The organism is Pseudoalteromonas sp. SCSIO 43101, assembly GCF_023650775.1.
Taxonomy (GTDB): Bacteria; Pseudomonadota; Gammaproteobacteria; order Enterobacterales; family Alteromonadaceae; genus Pseudoalteromonas; species Pseudoalteromonas apostichopi.
The window spans coordinates 25,941-45,109 of sequence record NZ_CP072673.1 but is presented as its reverse complement, the minus strand read 5'-3'; the positions used below and the strand labels follow the sequence as shown (position 1 = coordinate 45,109).

The 19,169-nt window shown below is 44.0% G+C and carries 15 protein-coding genes, 2 tRNA genes and 3 rRNA genes; 4 read left to right on the top strand and 16 right to left on the bottom strand.

The window, feature by feature from the left end; all coding sequences use genetic code 11:
- Positions 1-79: 79 nt before the first annotated feature.
- The 8 genes from J8Z25_RS00215 to J8Z25_RS00180 form a co-directional block, all read right to left on the bottom strand.
- On the bottom strand, positions 80-1,732 hold the full coding sequence (locus J8Z25_RS00215) for a polyamine aminopropyltransferase (RefSeq protein ID WP_502934597.1): 1,653 nt from the start codon (positions 1,730-1,732) through the stop codon (positions 80-82).
- A gap of 73 nt (positions 1,733-1,805) precedes the next feature.
- The gene (locus tag J8Z25_RS00210; RefSeq protein WP_130050097.1) at positions 1,806-2,705 is read right to left on the bottom strand and encodes a DUF350 domain-containing protein; all 900 of its coding nucleotides are present in this window, start codon (positions 2,703-2,705) and stop codon (positions 1,806-1,808) included.
- A 30-nt stretch (positions 2,706-2,735) separates the two neighbouring features.
- Positions 2,736-3,668 carry a CHAD domain-containing protein gene (locus tag J8Z25_RS00205; RefSeq protein WP_130050098.1) on the bottom strand — a complete coding sequence of 311 codons (933 nt, stop codon included), beginning with the start codon at positions 3,666-3,668 and terminating at the stop codon, positions 2,736-2,738.
- Between the two features lie 415 nt (positions 3,669-4,083).
- A 5S ribosomal RNA gene (gene rrf, locus J8Z25_RS00200) occupies positions 4,084-4,198 on the bottom strand.
- Between the two features lie 124 nt (positions 4,199-4,322).
- Positions 4,323-7,205 (bottom strand): 23S ribosomal RNA (locus J8Z25_RS00195).
- A gap of 284 nt (positions 7,206-7,489) precedes the next feature.
- Positions 7,490-7,565 (bottom strand) — tRNA-Ala (locus J8Z25_RS00190).
- A gap of 42 nt (positions 7,566-7,607) precedes the next feature.
- Positions 7,608-7,684, bottom strand: a tRNA-Ile gene (locus J8Z25_RS00185).
- Positions 7,685-7,760: 76 nt separating this feature from the next.
- A 16S ribosomal RNA gene (locus tag J8Z25_RS00180) occupies positions 7,761-9,301 on the bottom strand.
- Together the 16S, 23S and 5S rRNA genes with 2 tRNA genes alongside form the textbook arrangement of a ribosomal RNA operon.
- Before the next feature lie 575 nt (positions 9,302-9,876).
- Between J8Z25_RS00180 and J8Z25_RS00175 the strand changes: the two genes are divergently transcribed.
- The gene (locus tag J8Z25_RS00175) at positions 9,877-10,410 is read left to right on the top strand and encodes a gamma carbonic anhydrase family protein (protein ID WP_130050099.1); all 534 of its coding nucleotides are present in this window, start codon (positions 9,877-9,879) and stop codon (positions 10,408-10,410) included.
- Here the strand turns inward: J8Z25_RS00175 and J8Z25_RS00170 are convergent.
- Together J8Z25_RS00170 and aroE are read right to left on the bottom strand one after the other, a co-directional pair.
- Positions 10,407-10,661 (bottom strand): DUF1488 family protein, encoded by a 255-nt coding sequence (locus tag J8Z25_RS00170; protein WP_167659046.1) that lies wholly within the window; start codon positions 10,659-10,661, stop codon positions 10,407-10,409. The genes J8Z25_RS00175 and J8Z25_RS00170 overlap by 4 nt on opposite strands.
- Positions 10,658-11,482: a shikimate dehydrogenase gene (gene aroE / locus J8Z25_RS00165; RefSeq protein ID WP_167659045.1), complete on the bottom strand. Its 825-nt coding sequence runs from the start codon at positions 11,480-11,482 to the stop codon at positions 10,658-10,660. The genes J8Z25_RS00170 and aroE overlap by 4 nt, the downstream gene beginning before the upstream one ends.
- Before the next feature lie 41 nt (positions 11,483-11,523).
- On the opposite strand from aroE, the gene J8Z25_RS00160 reads away from it, so the two are divergent.
- The 3 genes from J8Z25_RS00160 (at position 11,524) to J8Z25_RS00150 (ending at position 14,151) form a co-directional block, all read left to right on the top strand.
- Complete coding sequence (locus J8Z25_RS00160; RefSeq protein ID WP_130050102.1) at positions 11,524-11,955, top strand: group II truncated hemoglobin; 432 nt, start codon at positions 11,524-11,526, stop codon at positions 11,953-11,955.
- 81 nt (positions 11,956-12,036) lie between these two features.
- Entirely contained in the window at positions 12,037-13,632 is a 1,596-nt protein-coding gene (locus tag J8Z25_RS00155) for a methyl-accepting chemotaxis protein (protein ID WP_130050103.1), read from the top strand.
- A 66-nt stretch (positions 13,633-13,698) separates the two neighbouring features.
- The gene (locus J8Z25_RS00150) at positions 13,699-14,151 is read left to right on the top strand and encodes a hypothetical protein (RefSeq protein ID WP_130050104.1); all 453 of its coding nucleotides are present in this window, start codon (positions 13,699-13,701) and stop codon (positions 14,149-14,151) included.
- Here the strand turns inward: J8Z25_RS00150 and hemF are convergent.
- The 6 genes from hemF to J8Z25_RS00120 form a co-directional block, all read right to left on the bottom strand.
- Positions 14,148-15,098: an oxygen-dependent coproporphyrinogen oxidase gene (gene hemF, locus J8Z25_RS00145; protein ID WP_250661492.1), complete on the bottom strand. Its 951-nt coding sequence runs from the start codon at positions 15,096-15,098 to the stop codon at positions 14,148-14,150. The genes J8Z25_RS00150 and hemF overlap by 4 nt on opposite strands.
- Positions 15,099-15,100: 2 nt before the next feature.
- Positions 15,101-15,667 (bottom strand): L-threonylcarbamoyladenylate synthase type 1 TsaC, encoded by a 567-nt coding sequence (gene tsaC / locus J8Z25_RS00140; RefSeq protein WP_130050106.1) that lies wholly within the window; start codon positions 15,665-15,667, stop codon positions 15,101-15,103.
- Positions 15,668-15,700: 33 nt separating this feature from the next.
- Positions 15,701-16,270: a DNA topoisomerase family protein gene (locus J8Z25_RS00135; RefSeq protein WP_130050107.1), complete on the bottom strand. Its 570-nt coding sequence runs from the start codon at positions 16,268-16,270 to the stop codon at positions 15,701-15,703.
- A 71-nt stretch (positions 16,271-16,341) separates the two neighbouring features.
- Positions 16,342-16,815, bottom strand: coding sequence for a DUF494 family protein (locus J8Z25_RS00130; RefSeq protein ID WP_130050108.1), 474 nt, complete (start codon positions 16,813-16,815; stop codon positions 16,342-16,344).
- Entirely contained in the window at positions 16,808-17,905 is a 1,098-nt protein-coding gene (gene dprA / locus J8Z25_RS00125) for a DNA-processing protein DprA (protein WP_239977895.1), read from the bottom strand. The genes J8Z25_RS00130 and dprA overlap by 8 nt, the downstream gene beginning before the upstream one ends.
- A gap of 30 nt (positions 17,906-17,935) precedes the next feature.
- A complete protein-coding gene (locus J8Z25_RS00120) occupies positions 17,936-19,054 on the bottom strand; it encodes a LysM peptidoglycan-binding domain-containing protein (RefSeq protein ID WP_167659039.1) in 1,119 nt (372 codons plus the stop codon).
- Positions 19,055-19,169: the final 115 nt, after the last annotated feature.

Sequence of the window (19,169 nt, the reverse complement as noted above, 5' to 3'; positions counted from 1 at the left end):
GTCTCACCTTTTTACGTTTTGACATATTATGTCTGAGTTAAGATTTGCATAGCCGACATATTATGTCAACTATAAAATATCAATTTTTGTACAATTCGGTTTCAACTTGCCACGCTTGGCGGTAATAATCATATAAGGTTCCAGAACCTAATCTATTGACTTCTATCGTGTTTACTTGTTCAAAAAAATGATTCGGGAACACAAAAGAAGCCAATAAATATTCTTTACTTACCCAACGAGATGGCACTGGTAATTCGTTAGTTTCACGAATTCGCTGACTTGCTGATTTGCTAGCCGTGGTCGCGATTGTCCAACCCCATTGACCAAACGAAGGAATATTTTGTTGGTATTGCTCAACATAACCAAAGCCAGCTGCTTTCATTGTTTTAGCAATACTTAAAAACGCTTTTTTCGCATGATAAGGCGATGTTGATTGCACAGCCACAGCCCCATCAGGCGCCAACAACTGACGCACATGATTATAAAAATAGTCACTGTACATCTTATTAAGGTCAGGATGGTTAGGGTCTGGTAGGTCAATCAAAATAGTGTCAAAGCGCATGCCTTTTGCCAACATAGCTTCAACTTCTAAAAAGGCATCTGCAATGCGAATATCAGCGCGAGGATCACTCATAGAATGCTTATTTAGCGCTGTTAACCGTGTTCTTATTTCCTCTGGCGCGTCATATTCACCGACCTCATTGCCAAATAAGTTTAACAACTGACCATCTAAATCAACCAAGGTGACATGCTTTACTGGCCACTTCAAAACATCGCGCAATGCAAGCCCGTCACCACCCCCGATGATCAACACTCGGTCATGACGATTTGAAGCCAACATAGCAGGATACACAAGCATTGAATGATAAATTTGCTCATCCACACTTGAGAACTGTAGACGGCCATTGAGGTAAAGATCAGTAATTGCATTCGGCTGATTGCGACTTAAACGCTCGGTTAACACTAAGTGCTGATACTTGGTTGCTTGCGAGTATATGACTTTATCTTTGTATAAAACATTGCTGAGGTTTTTCATCCAGCTGGTGCCAAGCACGAGCACAAATGCAAAAAACATCAACAACAGTACATGGCAAACCAACAATAACTTAGCGAAGCGAACATGTTGATGATAGCGCCATAAAAACACCAGACCAGCAATAATATTAAACAACGCCGTCCAAGCTGCCGCTTGCATAATTGGCATTGCAAGCATAATGCTTACCCAAATCGCAGCACCGACACCGGCGCCAATATAATCAGCCCCGTAAATAGTACCCGCATTATTTTCTAAAAAGCGACCATAAACCTGCTGGCGAATACGCGCGATCAAAGGGATCTCCATACCAATTAATAGCCCGAGTAATAGGCCAAACACATAGGGTAAGAAACGTGACCACTCCTGTAGCTTTTCAAATACATAGCCGTTAAGGACAGTATCCGCAGGCAGGTTAAAAATTTCAGAGAAGATATGCGGCAATGAATAACTCACAGCGATAACGCTAGCAATCGCTAAAATACAGCCCATGCCGACCAAAGCAATAATACTCTCAAGCCAAGCAAAAGCAGTAAATGCATCTTTAAACCAACGCGCTAAAAAAGCACCGATACCCATAGCGACAATCATGGTACCAATCATGGCATAAATGGCGCTCTCGACCGAGCCTAGAACCCGACCTGCATAATGAGATAGCAGATATTCATAAATAAGGCCGCACCCAGCGAGTACGGCCATAACAGTTATTAATAGGAAGTCATGCCCAAGTAGATTGGCCCTACTTGGGGCGCTTGTTGTAGTAGACACTTAATTAGGCACCTAACAAGGTTGCCATAGTCGAACCTATCGCAAATGAAACCGCTGCAGAGATAGCTGCTACACCTACGTTTTTCTGGCGGTTTACTTCATCTGAAATATCACAGCCTGATAAGATGATTTTGATAGTCACTAAGTGTAATAAAATGAAGGCAACTAAACTTACCGCTGCACTTAATGCCCAGTAACCTAAACTAGCAGCAATGTTGTCAGCCGCATAAGGAGCGATACCTGATGCAGCAGTTAATGCCAATGCACTACCCACTAAAAAGCCAGCGTAACGAATACCCACGGCTAAGTTGCCGTCGATAACCGCTTGTTGCAAGCAGTCACCACTGCGATTAGTACGCTTGAATAACTGCACTCGATATTGGCTGATCAATAGCATCGCAATGCTGCCAATTGCAAAGGCCGCGATCACGATTGGAATACCATGCCAGCCTTCGGTCGCCACCCAAAATAAAGCTGAGCGAATAACAATAGCTACACTCACTACATGACCAAAATCAATCAATGCAGCAGTTGCGTTGCCTTTTACGATTTCGTCATGCAGACTCACTTTACGAAGCGCTACCTTGTCTTGGAAGAAATGACCAAGCTTAATAAGCACAATTGCCATCACACCATAACCTAGCATTTGTAATGCTTCTTGTTGTAGGGTAGGTGCAAATGCGCCGCTGCTTACACCACTAAGAACAATGGCAAGTGCCACAAGTCCGGCCGCAAAACTAATACCAAAAGCAAAATTATCGCGCTCAGTTATTTCATCATTAGCATGTAAATTAGATACCCAGCCTTTGATAAATTTTAGGCTGACAAATAAAGCGATAATGATTGCAAAGTCGATTGCTAAAGCTTGCAACGACCAAGTTGTTATTCCATTAAATTCATACATATGTTGTAACTCCGGTGGTTATTCTTTTCACTACTTACCGCGGCTAATGCCACGTGATGTTCTGCTCGAGCTGTTTCGTAATGACCCAGAGCTTTTACTGTAACTACTGCTAGAAGCATAGCTACTACGGGTGCGTGGTGGTGTATAGCTGCTTCGGCTTAATCCAGATGCACCACTGCGTTTAGTGGCATACGGACTAGTGAATTGTTTACCCTGGCGTTGATAAGACTGACGAGTACGCGTCTCTACCGTTTGTTGTGCTTTAATCTGTTTTGGGCTCGAATAACGATAACGGCCATAGTCATTGTAATAGCTGTACTTTCTGTTTCTGCTCCAGCGACCATATTCAACTCGGTCGAATACATCGCCCAACATACGATACATCCCATACCAAACCCAAAAGCTTGTACCGTTGCTATTAGTTTGCCACTGCCCATAGTTAGGGTTACCGACCAATTGGTTACCAACGCTTTCACCTTCAGCTGCTTCACTAATAGCGCCAACCCTTGCTAGTGACCCTTGCGACATGTCTGCAAGCATATTGATAGGATCAGTAAGCGCATCTTGAAATAAAGATGGCTTAGCAGCATCACGAATGAGATCAAGTTGATGAAGGGTATCTTCATAAGGTGGTATTAGATAAGTAGACTTAACATCTGCTAAGCGTTGTGTAAGACCTGTATAAATAGCCCCGTCACGGGTCGCATCAAGACTAATTACTCGTGCGATCTCAGAAAGTTGCGGCTGCTGCTCAGCAAGCACCTGTCCGTATTGTTTAAGTATCGTCGCATTGCGCAAAGAGCCATTATCAAGCGCTGTACCAAGCTGATTTAATTCAACCTCAGCTTTTTCTATGGATTGTTGTATTGTTTGTTTCAGCTGCTCTTCTTTCGACTCACAGCCCATAAGCAAGCTTACCAAACAAAACAGGCTAATAAGTTTCCAAGCTTTTATTTGAGACATTCATGTCACCTGATTGTGGTTTAAAAACGCAAATAGTTTTACATAGCTCAGGTACTAAACCAAGATTAAAATTGCAACAAAGGGTAAATTTGGTTGGTACGTTGGGTAGATCGCAGCGAAACCCAACACAGAGCTATCAGCTTTCAGCCGCTTTGTGGAGGTGTTTGGTGCTGAGTCTCCCTCTGCCAGAGGCTCTAGGCTCTAGGCTCTAGGAAGAGTGTAGTTGTAGCAATGACTTTAGCCATGAATGTGTTGGTTATGATCTGAATTCGGCACTGACGTGCCTCCTACAAGGTTTTGTTGCTGAGGGAGTCTCAGCACTATACAACCCCATATTTCAGCTAACGGCTGACGGCTGAAAGCTCCAGACGCAAAAAAGCCCGACTCTTTCGAATCGGGCTTTCTTTAATTTGGAGCCTGGCAATGTCCTACTTTCACATGGCAAATGCCACACTATCATCGGCGCTGTTTCGTTTCACTACTGAGTTCGGCATGGGATCAGGTGGGTCCAAAACGCTATTGTCACCAAGCAAATTTGGGTCGTTAATCGCCTTAGCAATCAACTAAAATTCGGAATTCTGATATCAAGTAAATGTCTACTTTAGTTTCTTAACTTCTGTCTGTTACGCTGTCACAAAACGCGTTTGGCGTTGTATGGTTAAGCCTCACGGGTAATTAGTACAGGTTAGCTTAATGGCTCGCACCACTTCCACATCCTGCCTATCAACGTTGTAGTCTTCAACGGCCCTTCAGAGACTTTAAAAGTCTAGTGAGAACTCATCTCGAGGCCTGCTTCGCGCTTAGATGCTTTCAGCGCTTATCAGTTCCGAACGTAGCTACCGGGCAGTGCCATTGGCATGACAACCCGAACACCAGCGGTTCGTTCACTCCGGTCCTCTCGTACTAGGAGCAACCCCTCTCAATTCTCAAACGCCCACGGCAGATAGGGACCGAACTGTCTCACGACGTTCTAAACCCAGCTCGCGTACCACTTTAAATGGCGAACAGCCATACCCTTGGGACCGACTTCAGCCCCAGGATGTGATGAGCCGACATCGAGGTGCCAAACACCGCCGTCGATATGAACTCTTGGGCGGTATCAGCCTGTTATCCCCGGAGTACCTTTTATCCGTTGAGCGATGGCCCTTCCATTCAGAACCACCGGATCACTATGACCTACTTTCGTACCTGCTCGACGTGTCTGTCTCGCAGTTAAGCTGGCTTCTACCATTACACTAACCGTACGATGTCCGACCGTACTTAGCCAACCTTCGTGCTCCTCCGTTACTCTTTGGGAGGAGACCGCCCCAGTCAAACTACCCACCAGGCACTGTCCGTAATCCCGATTAGGGACCAACGTTAGAACATCAAAACTACAAGGGTGGTATTTCAAGGACGGCTCCACAAAGACTAGCGTCTCTGCTTCAAAGCCTCCCACCTATCCTACACATGTAGGTTCAATGTTCAGTGCCAAGCTGTAGTAAAGGTTCACGGGGTCTTTCCGTCTAGCCGCGGGTACACAGCATCTTCACTGCGATTTCAATTTCACTGAGTCTCGGGTGGAGACAGCGTGGCCATGGTTACACCATTCGTGCAGGTCGGAACTTACCCGACAAGGAATTTCGCTACCTTAGGACCGTTATAGTTACGGCCGCCGTTTACCGGGGCTTCGATCAAGAGCTTCGTCCGAAAACTAACCCCATCAATTAACCTTCCGGCACCGGGCAGGTGTCACACCGTATACGTCATCTTGCGATTTTGCACAGTGCTGTGTTTTTAATAAACAGTCCCAGCCACCTGGTCACTGCGGCTCCCGTCCGCTTAGAGAGCAAGTCTCATCACAGATAGGAGCGTACCTTCTCCCGAAGTTACGGTACGATTTTGCCTAGTTCCTTCACCCGAGTTCTCTCAAGCGCCTTAGTATTCTCTACCTGACCACCTGTGTCGGTTTGGGGTACGATTCGGTATAATCTGAAGCTTAGAGGCTTTTCCTGGAAGTATGGCATCAACAACTTCACACCCTTAGGTGCTCGTCTCGTGTCTCAGTCTTAAGAGTCCGGATTTTCCTAAACTCTCAACCTACTCACTTTCACATGGACAACCAACGCCATGCTTGTTTAGCCTGCTCCGTCCCCCCATCGCAATTATACCAAGTACGGGAATATTAACCCGTTTCCCATCGACTACGCCTTTCGGCCTCGCCTTAGGGGTCGACTTACCCTACCCTGATTAACATGGGATAGGAACCCTTGGTCTTCCGGCGTGCGGGTTTTTCACCCGCATTATCGTTACTCATGTCAGCATTCGCACTTCTGATACCTCCAGCATACCTCCCGGTACACCTTCAACGGCTTACAGAACGCTCCCCTACCACTCAAACAAAGTTTGAATCCGCAGCTTCGGTGCATAGTTTAGCCCCGTTACATCTTCCGCGCAGACCGACTCGACCAGTGAGCTATTACGCTTTCTTTAAAGGATGGCTGCTTCTAAGCCAACCTCCTGGCTGTCTGGGCCTTTCCACATCGTTTCCCACTTAACTATGACTTTGGGACCTTAGCTGGCGGTCTGGGTTGTTTCCCTCTTCACGACGGACGTTAGCACCCGCCGTGTGTCTCCCGGATAGTACTTTACGGTATTCGGAGTTTGCAAAGGGTTGGTAAGTCGGGATGACCCCCTAGCCTTAACAGTGCTCTACCCCCGTAAGTATTCGTCCGAGGCTCTACCTAAATAGATTTCGGGGAGAACCAGCTATCTCCCGGTTTGATTAGCCTTTCACTCCTAGCCACAGGTCATCCCCTAACTTTTCAACGTTAGTGGGTTCGGTCCTCCAGTTGATGTTACTCAACCTTCAACCTGCCCATGGCTAGATCACCGGGTTTCGGGTCTATACCTTGCAACTAAACGCGCAGTTAACGCTCGCTTTCACTACGGCTACCCTAATCGGTTAACCTCGCTACAAAATATAAGTCGCTGACCCATTATACAAAAGGTACGCAGTCACCCTCGAAGGGCTCCTACTGCTTGTACGTACACGGTTTCAGGTTCTATTTCACTCCCCTCACAGGGGTTCTTTTCGCCTTTCCCTCACGGTACTGGTTCACTATCGGTCAGTTGGGAGTATTTAGCCTTAGATGATGGTCCACCTATATTCAGTCAAAGTTTCACGTGCTCCGACCTACTCGATTTCACTTAAGATGCATTTTCGTGTACGGGACTATCACCCTGTATCGTCAAACTTTCCAGAATGTTTCACTAACACATAATAAGCTTAAGGGCTGGTCCGGTTTCGCTCGCCGCTACTTCCGGAATCTCGGTTGATTTCTGTTCCTACGGGTACTTAGATGTTTCAGTTCTCCGCGTTCGCCTCGTTAACCTATGTATTCAGTTAACGATACCTGCAAGCAGGTGGGTTTCCCCATTCGGAAATCCTAGTCTCAAGCGCTTTTTACTAGCTTGACTAGGCTTATCGCAAGTTAATACGTCCTTCATCGCCTCCAACTGCCAAGGCATCCACCGTGTACGCTTAGTCACTTAACCATACAACCCAAACGGGTCTTTGTTAGTGACAGCTGTTAACTTCGCCAGAAGTTAATTCATCAAATAATGATGAGAATACTAAAGTAGATACCAATTAATCTTTCGATTAATGGCATATTTTTTACTTTTGAAAACTCTTTATAGATACAAGTATCTATAAGAATTTTAATATCAGCTTTCCAAATTTTTAAAGAGCAAGAGAATAAACTTCTCAAAATTAAACACACTCTATTCTCAAGCAGTTTATTACCTGATTAAGAATGTTTATTTTTAAGGAGTAAAAGTGGTGGAGCTAAGCAGGATCGAACTGCTGACCTCCTGCGTGCAAGGCAGGCGCTCTCCCAGCTGAGCTATAGCCCCACATATGCTGGTACTTACTGTTTAGTTTCCACTTCAAAGAAGTGGTGGGTCTGAGTAGATTTGAACTACCGACCTCACCCTTATCAGGGGTGCGCTCTAACCAACTGAGCTACAGACCCAAACAATAAGTGTTGTTCTCTTTACAATCAACAATCATCTGTGTGGACACTACGAACAAATAAGTTCTAAATCGTATAAGGAGGTGATCCAGCCCCAGGTTCCCCTAGGGCTACCTTGTTACGACTTCACCCCAGTCATGAATCACTCCGTGGTGAACGTCCTCCCGAAGGTTAGACTATCCACTTCTGGAGCAACCCACTCCCATGGTGTGACGGGCGGTGTGTACAAGGCCCGGGAACGTATTCACCGCATCATTCTGATATGCGATTACTAGCGATTCCGACTTCATGGAGTCGAGTTGCAGACTCCAATCCGGACTACGACGCACTTTAAGTGATTCGCTTACCCTCGCAGGTTCGCAGCACTCTGTATGCGCCATTGTAGCACGTGTGTAGCCCTACACGTAAGGGCCATGATGACTTGACGTCGTCCCCACCTTCCTCCGGTTTATCACCGGCAGTCTCCTTAGAGTTCCCGACCGAATCGCTGGCAACTAAGGATAGGGGTTGCGCTCGTTGCGGGACTTAACCCAACATCTCACAACACGAGCTGACGACAGCCATGCAGCACCTGTATCAGAGTTCCCGAAGGCACCAAACCATCTCTGGTAAGTTCTCTGTATGTCAAGTGTAGGTAAGGTTCTTCGCGTTGCATCGAATTAAACCACATGCTCCACCGCTTGTGCGGGCCCCCGTCAATTCATTTGAGTTTTAACCTTGCGGCCGTACTCCCCAGGCGGTCTACTTAATGCGTTAGCTTTGAAAAACAAGTCCGAAGACCCGAGCTTCTAGTAGACATCGTTTACGGCGTGGACTACCAGGGTATCTAATCCTGTTTGCTCCCCACGCTTTCGTACATGAGCGTCAGTGTTGACCCAGGTGGCTGCCTTCGCCATCGGTATTCCTTCAGATCTCTACGCATTTCACCGCTACACCTGAAATTCTACCACCCTCTATCACACTCTAGTTTGCCAGTTCGAAATGCAGTTCCCAGGTTGAGCCCGGGGCTTTCACATCTCGCTTAACAAACCGCCTGCGTACGCTTTACGCCCAGTAATTCCGATTAACGCTCGCACCCTCCGTATTACCGCGGCTGCTGGCACGGAGTTAGCCGGTGCTTCTTCTGTAAGTAACGTCACAGCTAAGTGCTATTAACACTTAACCTTTCCTCCTTACTGAAAGTGCTTTACAACCCGAAGGCCTTCTTCACACACGCGGCATGGCTGCATCAGGCTTGCGCCCATTGTGCAATATTCCCCACTGCTGCCTCCCGTAGGAGTCTGGGCCGTGTCTCAGTCCCAGTGTGGCTGATCATCCTCTCAAACCAGCTAGGGATCGTCGCCTTGGTGAGCCATTACCTCACCAACTAGCTAATCCCACTTGGGCTAATCTTATGGCGTGAGGCCCGAAGGTCCCCCACTTTGGTCCGTAGACATCATGCGGTATTAGCAGTCGTTTCCAACTGTTGTCCCCCACCATAAGGCATATTCCCAAGCATTACTCACCCGTCCGCCGCTCGACGCCAGAGGTGCAAGCACCTCTTCGTTTCCGCTCGACTTGCATGTGTTAGGCCTGCCGCCAGCGTTCAATCTGAGCCATGATCAAACTCTTCAATTAAAAGTTTTTTCTGCCCCGAAGGACATGCTCAATGAATTCTGAATTTTGATTCTTTCGAATCGAATTGACTGTGCTGAAACAAGTAAACTTGTTTCCGTTGGTCACTCAGTTCAATTGAGACTCTAAATTTGTTTGCGTCATCTAGCGAACTAGAATCGGCTGTTAGAACTCAATCTGTACGAGTGCCCACACAGATGATTGCTTTATATTGTTAAAGAACGTTGCGACGTTGTCGCTAGGGATGCGTATAATACATCCTTAATTTTTCGAGTCAACACTTAATTTCAAACTTTCTTTCGATAATTTGAAACCGAAGTTTCACTTAACTCTCTGCTACGTTGTTCAGCGTCTTTCGTTGCTGCCCGCCGTGTCAGTGGGGTCGCATTATAGGGAGATGGATTTTTTACGCAAGCACTTTTTTCAATAAAATTTAAAAAAATGTACTGTTCGCTCAGCTTTTGAACTAAACACCCTGAAACTGGGTGTTTTACAATCAAATTAGGGGCCTTTTGATGTATTTCTTTGCTTCGCTGTTACACTAGACTGAGCGCATTTTTAAAATTTAAGGTGAATTTATGACTATCCGTTCTTATAAAGGGATCACTCCGACATTCGATAATAGTGTTTATATTGATGAGTCATCAGTTTTAGTAGGTGATATTTCGCTTGGCAAGGATTCAAGTGTTTGGCCTCTTGTTGCTGCGCGTGGTGATGTTAACTATATCCGTATTGGTGAGCGTACGAACATTCAAGACGGCAGTGTTTTACATTTAACTCGTGCCTCTAAGTCAAATCCAGATGGTTACCCTCTTATAATTGGAGATGATGTCACTGTTGGCCATAAAGTCATGCTACACGGCTGCCAACTTGGTAATCGTATTCTTGTGGGGATGGGTGCAATAGTGATGGACAATGCAATTGTTGAAGATGATGTGATCATTGGTGGTGGTTCATTGGTCCCACCTAATAAGCGTTTAGAGTCAGGTTACTTATATGTAGGTAGTCCGGTTAAACAGGCCCGCCCTTTAACAGAACAAGAGCGCGCCTTTTTAAAAATTTCTGCTGACAATTATGTTCAGCTTAAAGATGAATACTTAGCTGAGGGCTAAAACACCTCGGTTAATTCAATTTGTCCTGCCGAGTTATACTGTTCATCTTCGATCAGTTTCTCGGCGAGCTCTTCGTAATCGAAACGATAAGATTCAAAGTAATTAACTGCGCTGCTTTGGGCGGCAAAATCATACTTGCTGGTATCAATAATACACTCCACCATCAAGCCACTTACTTGAGCAAAGAACACCAACTGCTTTTCATCGGGCTTAAATTCAAGTCGGTCGATAAATTGGATAGCTTGATTCACGCAATTTCTCCTGCTTTAAGCGCGTTCACAATGGGAAGAATTTCTGGCATTTTATTGCGCCATACAAAATAAGCTTGTGCAGCTTGACCAACCAGCATGCCACAACCATCGAGTGTTAAACATGTTGGGTTAATCGACTTAACCCAACTAATGAATGCCGTATCATCATTCGCGTAAAACATATCGTATGCGCACTGGCACTTTGCAACGTGCTGCTGTGCTATACCTGGCAAGTCTCCAGTTACACTACTTGATGTAGAATTGATAACCACATTATAGTTACTTGCTGGGATATCATTTAAACCACAACCTTGCACATCTATCTCCCCCTTAAAATGACTTGCAAGTGCTTGCGCTTTTTCAACGGTACGGTTGGCTATTGTTAAGCTTTCGATTTGTTCATTCAATAATGGTTGAATGACACCTCTCGCCGCACCACCCGCTCCAATAAGAAGTACTCGCTGACCTTTTAAAGTGACATTATTGGCTAAAAGGTCTTTAACCAGCCCTACACCATCGGTGTTATCACCGAGTAAGCGGCCATCTTCGAGTTGTTTAATGGTATTAACGGCCTCGGCTATTTTTGCTTGTTCTGTTAGTTCATCTACCATGGCAAAAGCCTGCTCTTTAAATGGCAAAGTGACATTAGCCCCTTTACCACCAGCAGCGAAAAACCCAGTGACAGTTTTTTCAAATGCATCTGTTGGTGCTAAAATGGCGCTGTATTCGATTTGCTCGTTTAATGATGCAGCAAATTGTGCGTGTATTGCGGGTGATTTCGAATGTTTGATTGGATTTCCAAAAACCGCGTATTTGTCCATAGTGAAGCAACCTCTTCGCCCTGTAGAGCTTTATTAATATTATGATTAAACGACTTTTTTCTAAATCGAAACCAATGCCTGAAACGCCTACCCCAGAAAAAACACCTTATGAAATTATTGGTGGTGAAGCAGGAGCTCGAGCAATTGCAAATCGATTTTACGACATAATGGCCACTGATGAATACGCCAAACCATTATATGATATGCATCCTCAGCCTTTAGATAGAATTCGCCAAGTATTCTTTGAGTTTTTATCTGGCTGGCTGGGCGGCCCCGACCTATTTGTTGAAAAATATGGTCACCCGATGCTAAGAAAGCGTCACATGCCTTTCCCTATTGATCAAGACTTACGTGACCAATGGATGCATTGTATGAATAAAACGCTCGATATCGAAATTGATAACCCACTACTTCGCGAAGGGTTAAGACAATCTTTATCGCAACTCGCCAGCCATATGATCAATCAAAACTAACTAAGCTTTGCGCTATATCAATGTACGCTTTTTTTAAATAAAGATAATAAATTTTCCTTAATTTAGAAAAAGCGTCGTCGCATGAAATCAATCCAATTTAAAATTTATGCCCTGTTGGCACTGACAGGCGTATTGGTATTATTTGCCAGTATATTCAGCAGCGCCAAGCAACAACATGAATTAGCGCAAGATACCGTTGAAAGTAACATAAAACTGCTTGCCGATAATTACTTTGATTCTATTAACACCATGATGCTAACTGGCACTATGGCTAATCGTGAAATTCTGAGTACTAAATTAAGAAGCCACCCTAATATTGAAGATGCCCATATCATACGTAGTCCAATCGTTAATAAAATTTATGGGTCAGGAAATGCCAACCAGGTTGCGACTAACGATACTGAGCGAAAAGCACTGACAGGTACTGAAGCATTATTTATTGATAATCAAAATAGCACGATGACCTATCTGAAGCCTATGTTTGCTCGCAGTGATTATAAAGGCACTAATTGCTTAGGCTGCCATCAAGCGCAGGAAGGTGATGTATTAGGAGTAGTAAAAATTAGTTATTCGTTGGCTGATATTGAGCAAGAAGTATCACAAAACACCTTAATGAATACACTGCTATTAACTGCTATTTTCATTTCTGCATTTTCACTGCTGGCAGTGATGTTTAGAAAAGTATTTATTAAACGCTTGAAAGTCATTAGTCATACTATGCACTTAGCAACCACCAATAAAGATTTAAGCCTCACTGTAGACGACAGCAATAATGACGAACTGAGCTCACTTGCCACCAGCTTTAATCACATGATTGGCGCCTTTAAGGATAATATTGCGCAGGTTTCCCACTCTTCTAAGGTATTGATCCATTCAGCCGAAAGCATTTATGCCTCAGCAGATGCCACGGAACAGGCTATCTTAAAGCAAAAGCAAGGAACAGACTCTGTCGCTGCCGCCATCAATGAACTCGAAAGTTCATCAAGCGAAGTTAAAAACACCACGCATTTTGCTTCTGAGAAATCAGAACACAGTAACCAACTTGCACAGCAAAGCTTGCATGTTGCAGAACACACTGAGCAAAGTATCAATCAACTTGCGGCTGATGTTAGAGCGGCCGCCGAGCAAGTAACTCAATTACAAACCCAAACGTTAGACGTTGGTAAAGTACTTGAGGTGATCAGTAGTATTGCTGAACAAACTAACTTACTTGCGCTCAATGCGGCTATTGAAGCCGCCCGTGCTGGAGAAGCTGGTCGAGGATTTGCCGTTGTGGCCGATGAAGTGCGCACTTTGGCAACCCGCACCCATGACTCAACCGACGAAATTCGCCGCACTATAGACAAATTACAAAGTGAAGCGGCACACACCGTTAATACTATGAATAACTCTTGTGAAGAAGCAGACGAGCGTGCAGTCCAAGTTAAGCAAGTAGCTAAAGCATTACGTGATATTTCTTCACAAATGAGTGAGATAAATCAGCTTAACGTGCAAATTGCTGATGCCACTGAACAGCAAAATTTGGCGGCTGAAGAAATTAACCAAAGCGTTATAGCAATTAGTGATAATGCCGAGCACTCATTAGTCGATGCGCATGAAAACCAAAAAGTCAGTGAAGAGCTGTTGTCGTTAGCACGTTCACTGGATGAGCAAGTAAGGCGCTTTAAATTAAGCTAAATTGCACGTTTTTTATGCAACTGCTAGAGTTGTTATGAGTATTTCATAGTAAATAAGGATGTTTAAATGAAATTTATAACAACTCTTTTAGTCTGCATTGGTATTAGTGCGGCGCTACTATTGACCTATCAGTACAGCGTGAATGATTCCGCTAATCAAATAAGCACTATTAATGAATATATTTATCATGACGATATTCAGCAAATTGCTCAATCACTTCTCAGCCAAGGTAAAACGTCACAAAGCGATAAGCTTGAACAAAGTATTGTTGATGGTTTTGATAAGCTTATTCAGCACCCTGAATATTTTGAAGTGAAACTTGATTTCTATGCCTGTGATATCAGTCAGTGCTTAACACAGGTTAGCGCACCTATTGATACAACATCTGATCAGCTAGAGATATTAAAAGCAGAAGTGCTATTTAGTGTATTGGCAGAGCTGCCTAACAGTGACAGTGTTGCCACCCTAGTTGAGGGTGACAACATAATGTTGATTAGAGTGGTTTCAATACTTGATTAAAGCTGCCACTGGCGTGCAACTAGATCAGATTCTTTGCTATTTAACCAGTCTTGAGGGCGTAAATAGTACTGATACAGCTTAGCCTCTGGGCTGTCTGCAGCTGGTACATAGTTATATTCCCAACGTGCTAGTGGTGGCATCGACATTAAGATAGACTCAGTGCGTCCACCTGTTTGTAAGCCAAATAATGTTCCGCGGTCCCAAACAAGATTAAACTCAACATAACGACCACGACGATACAATTGGAAGTCGCGTTGTTGCTCAGTTATTGGCGTGTCTTTACGGCGCTCAATAATAGGTAGGTAAGCATCTAAATAACCATTTCCTACCGCCTGCATGAAAGCAAAGCTTTGTTCAAAGCCAAGCTCATTTAAATCATCAAAAAATAAGCCACCAACACCACGTGTTTCGTCGCGGTGTTTTAAATAAAAATAATCATCACACCAGTTTTTATATTTGTCGTAAACCTCTGCACCAAATGGCTGGCATAAATCGCTTGCCACCTGATGCCAATGTTGTACATCTTCAAATACAGCGTAAAAAGGCGTTAAATCAAAACCGCCACCAAACCACCAAATTGGCTCTTCGCCTTCTTTTTCGGCAATAAAGAAACGCACGTTGGCATGGCTAGTTGGAATATGTGGGTTATTAGGATGGATCACTAATGACACACCGCATGCATGAAAGCTACGACCAGCGAGCTCTGGACGATGCGCTGTTGCTGATGCTGGCATTGAAGCACCAAACACATGCGAGTAATTCACCCCACCCTGTTCAATGACATTGCCACCTTGGATAACACGAGTACGGCCACCGCCGCCTTCTGCACGTTGCCAATTATCTTCAACAAACTTTGCTTTGCCGTCGGCACTTTCAAGGCCCTGACAAATTGTATCTTGCAAGGCCATTAAATAGGTTTTAACTTGTTCGAGTAGCTCGCTTTGCATGTTTATCCTCTAAATACTTTTCCGGTCGCTGCGTCTTTGATCACACTTGGTTGGCTGTTGCCACCTAACGGCTCATCAACATAAAAATCTACCGTATCAGCAAATTCGCTTTTCGCTTGTGCGATAGTCATTACCGTTTCTTGACCAGTTAAGTTTGCACTTGTTGAAACCAAAGGCTTACCAAATTGCTGACACAAAGCTTTTACCGTCGGATGATCAGTAACACGCACAGCAATAGTATCAAACTGACCTGTTAACCACTTTGGCGTTTCTTTTGCAGCCGGCATCACCCAAGTGATAGCTCCTGGCCATTGTGAAAAGATATCAGCACGTTTATCCATTGGGATTTTGGCATCATCTACATACTTTAATAACTGGCCATAATTGTCAGCAATTAAAATTAAGCCTTTTTCTACAGGGCGTTGTTTGATGGCTAAAAGCTTTTCAACCGCGGCTTGGTTATCAGGATCGCAACCAAGACCAAAAACAGCTTCGGTTGGATAAACAATCACGCCACCTTGCTGCAAAGCATCAATTGCATTGGTTGGTTGTGCAACAGGATCAGACAAAGAAACTCTCCTAAAAAACGAATTACAAGTACATTAAGACTCGACTAACTTATGCATACACGACTTCTGAGGGCATTGTAACACAACACCTGAAGCTGTTTTCTTTTCGGTCATAATTGGCCAATGACAGGCCGGACACTCGGTCGCCACGGGTTTATGATTAAGTGTATATTTACAACGCGGATAGCTATCACAAGAATAAAAGGTTTTGCCAAACTTATTACTACGCGCAACCAGCTGACCTTTTTTGCATTTAGGGCAAGTAGGTAATTTAGGGGCATCGTCAGGCTCTTCATCATGAGCAATATAATGGCATTCTGGGTAACCAGTACAACCGATAAACATGCCATAACGGCCATTTTTAATTACCAATGGTTTGCCACACTCAGGACAGGCACTGTCTTCGAGAACTTTTATTTGTTGGCTATCATGATGTGCTAAAGGACGGATGTAGTCACACTTGGGGTAACTGGCACAGCCTAAAAAAGGGCCTGACTTTGAGTTGCGCATAACCAATTCAGAACCGCATTTAGGGCAAACCTCATACTCTTTTTCGAGTGCATGTTTATCTGCAGAAAAAAGAGAATGGTCGATTTTACTCATAAGATTCCTGTGGGGTTGGCTAATTTTCGCCTAATATACCCAAACTCAACAAAGATACAAGCAAAGTCGAACTAATGTAATACATCCGCTGGTTCGTCAAATATTAAGTCTTCCATTTGCGCGTAAGCTTGCTCTGAGCCCGGCACATTAAATAACACCATAAGGACCACCCACTTTAGATCTTCCAAAGAAATATATGGTTTATCCAAAGCACACAGTCTGTCTATAACCATTTCACGAGTTACGGTGTTAATTACACCAATTTGCTCGATAAACATTAAAAAACCACGACACTCAACACTCAGCATTTGGCATTCACTATCGGTGTAAATACGCATGGCATGTTGTGGCTGGGCATTAAGGTATGGATAGATGTCGCTTTGTTGCAAATCAGCCAGTTGCTCTAACCAATCAAGGGCTTTGTAGATTTCAGGTTTATTGAAGCCAGCACGAACTAACTCATCGGTAAGCTCATTCTCTTCAGTAAAGATTTCAGCTTCACTATGGATATAGTTTTCAAAAAGATACATGAGGATGTCAAACATGTTTATGTCCTCCTAGTCTTATATAACCATCGAGTACTCGTTCGATTTTATCTGCGAGCTCTAAGTCGAGTAACCGAGCTTGTACTTCGTTTACTGGTAATTGGCTTCGCTGTGTTATTTGATCAACACTTGTAACCTCATACCCTATACTTTTGAACACTGGGCAGTCGGGTTCATCTGCAATAGGCTGTTCTATACTATATAGACTGTTTTCACAGAAAAAGCTCACTTCATCAAGAATATCACTAATATTTTCTGTCAATTTAGCGCCTTGCTTAATTAAAAAATGACTTGCTTCTGAAAGTGGACTTTTTATCGAGCCTGGCACTGCAAACACCTCTTTATTCTGCTCAAGCGCATAGCGTACCGTTACCAGTGAGCCACTTTTAATTTGCGCCTCAACAATCAGTACTCCTAATGACAACCCAGAGATAATACGATTTCGGCGCGGAAAGTTCGCTGCATTAGCAGCCGTGCCAGGTAGGAATTCAGAAACCAACAAGCCCCGCTCTGCAACTTGTTTGATAAGTAAGCTATGGCGTCTTGGATAAGCAATATCGATACCCGTGCCAAGTACAGCTATGGTATTGCCTGAGCCCGCTAATGCGCCTTTATGAGCAGCGCCATCAATCCCCATAGCCATACCTGATGTAACTGTCATTCCAACAGAACAAAGTTGATGGGCAAACTCGGCGGCTACTTCAATTCCTGTAGGTGTTGCATTACGGCTACCAACAATAGCTATTTGCGGTGACAGTAATAGTTCCGTGTTACCTAAACAAAACAATAATATAGGAGCGCTGGCTATTTGCTTGAGTAACGGCGGATAGCTGTCATCAAAATAACTAATGACCTTGATTTGCAGCTTAGCTATCTGCGCTTGATAGTGTGCAACTAACTGCCAGTCAGTATTAACTAAGTTATCGGCTTGGCTCTTTGATAAGCCGAGCTGCTGCAGCTCTGAGGTAGTTAATGTAAATAACTCTCCCAGCGGCTGTTTTTGACTTAATGCAAGAAGACTTTTGATCCCAAGCCCTTTACATAAATAAAAGGCAAGCCAATGGGATAGCTTGCCTGAAACCTGTGCCATGCTCCCTCCTTAGAGCGCCCAATTTGTGAGTTAGTTTATAACTGCATAATCTCCAACTCGGATCGGATGCTGATTTTTCACTATCAGTGCATAGCTAACGTTGTCATATACCTTAAACACCATTAGCTCACCGACTTTTTCCTTTGGCATATGCCATACATTACTGTCTTCATCACTTTCAATACCGAAAAGCTCATTTGCATCAGTCATGAACTTCTCTAGGCTGTTAGAATCTTCGCGGTAACGCGGACCATTGCGACCGTCATACACTTCTGGTGATTGACGTTGAATATCAAGTACAAAACCTGGCTTCACTTGGTCAGCACCTAAGTTTAGTACAACAATATCCATGGTACTAAATTCACGCATTTCATTAGCTGCGGCGATAATAGTGCCATCTAAAGCAACTTCTGGGCGCTTCATAGTGAAATAGGCAGGCATCATTTGACCTTCCATTGCTGGCATTAAGAAGTCATTAGGCTTGATCTCTTGTTTTACCAACTCAACCTTGACAGAGGCAGGTACACCGTTTTCCGCATCACCGCTTCTAAATGCTCGAACAATCGCCACAAGCTCCGCTTTGTTCGCCAGTACTTCATTTGTATTTGGATCGACAAGGTCATTACCTTTACGGTATACACCATAAGCCTCGTTTAGTGTTAAATCACCTTTAACGTAAAGAGTGTGACCAATAGTGTTCATTTTGGTATTAACGCTGGCACCTAAAATATACGGCTTTTGTGCAATAATATCGGCGCTAATTGCTTGCTCATAAGTCAAATATGGGCGTAACAACTCCAAAGGCAACGTTGGCACAGCTTGCTTACCCTTTGGTGTAATTCGCCCTTCAGGAGAGAGCTTTTTATAACGCGGATTTTTAACTAAACGTGGATTTCCGTCTTTATCGTAAATTAAACTGAGCGCATCACCCGGGTATATTAAATGCGGATTCGCGATTTGCGGGTTCATCTGCCACAAATCAGGCCATTGCCAAGGCTGGTCAAGATACACACCAGAGATATCCCAAAGCGTGTCACCTTTTTTTACAACGTATTGTTTTGGCGCATCTTTTTTAATTGTTAAGACATCAGCAGCTACCGAAAAAGCACAGCTAAAGGCTAACAAAGCCGCAACTAGTGGGTATCTCATTTGGCTTCCTTGAGTTGTTTTTAGATTATTATCGACCAAAACCTGTTAAAGGTGAACACGAATGGCTAAAATAAGAGCATACAATACCCTAAATGAATCACAAGTGTAAAAGGTA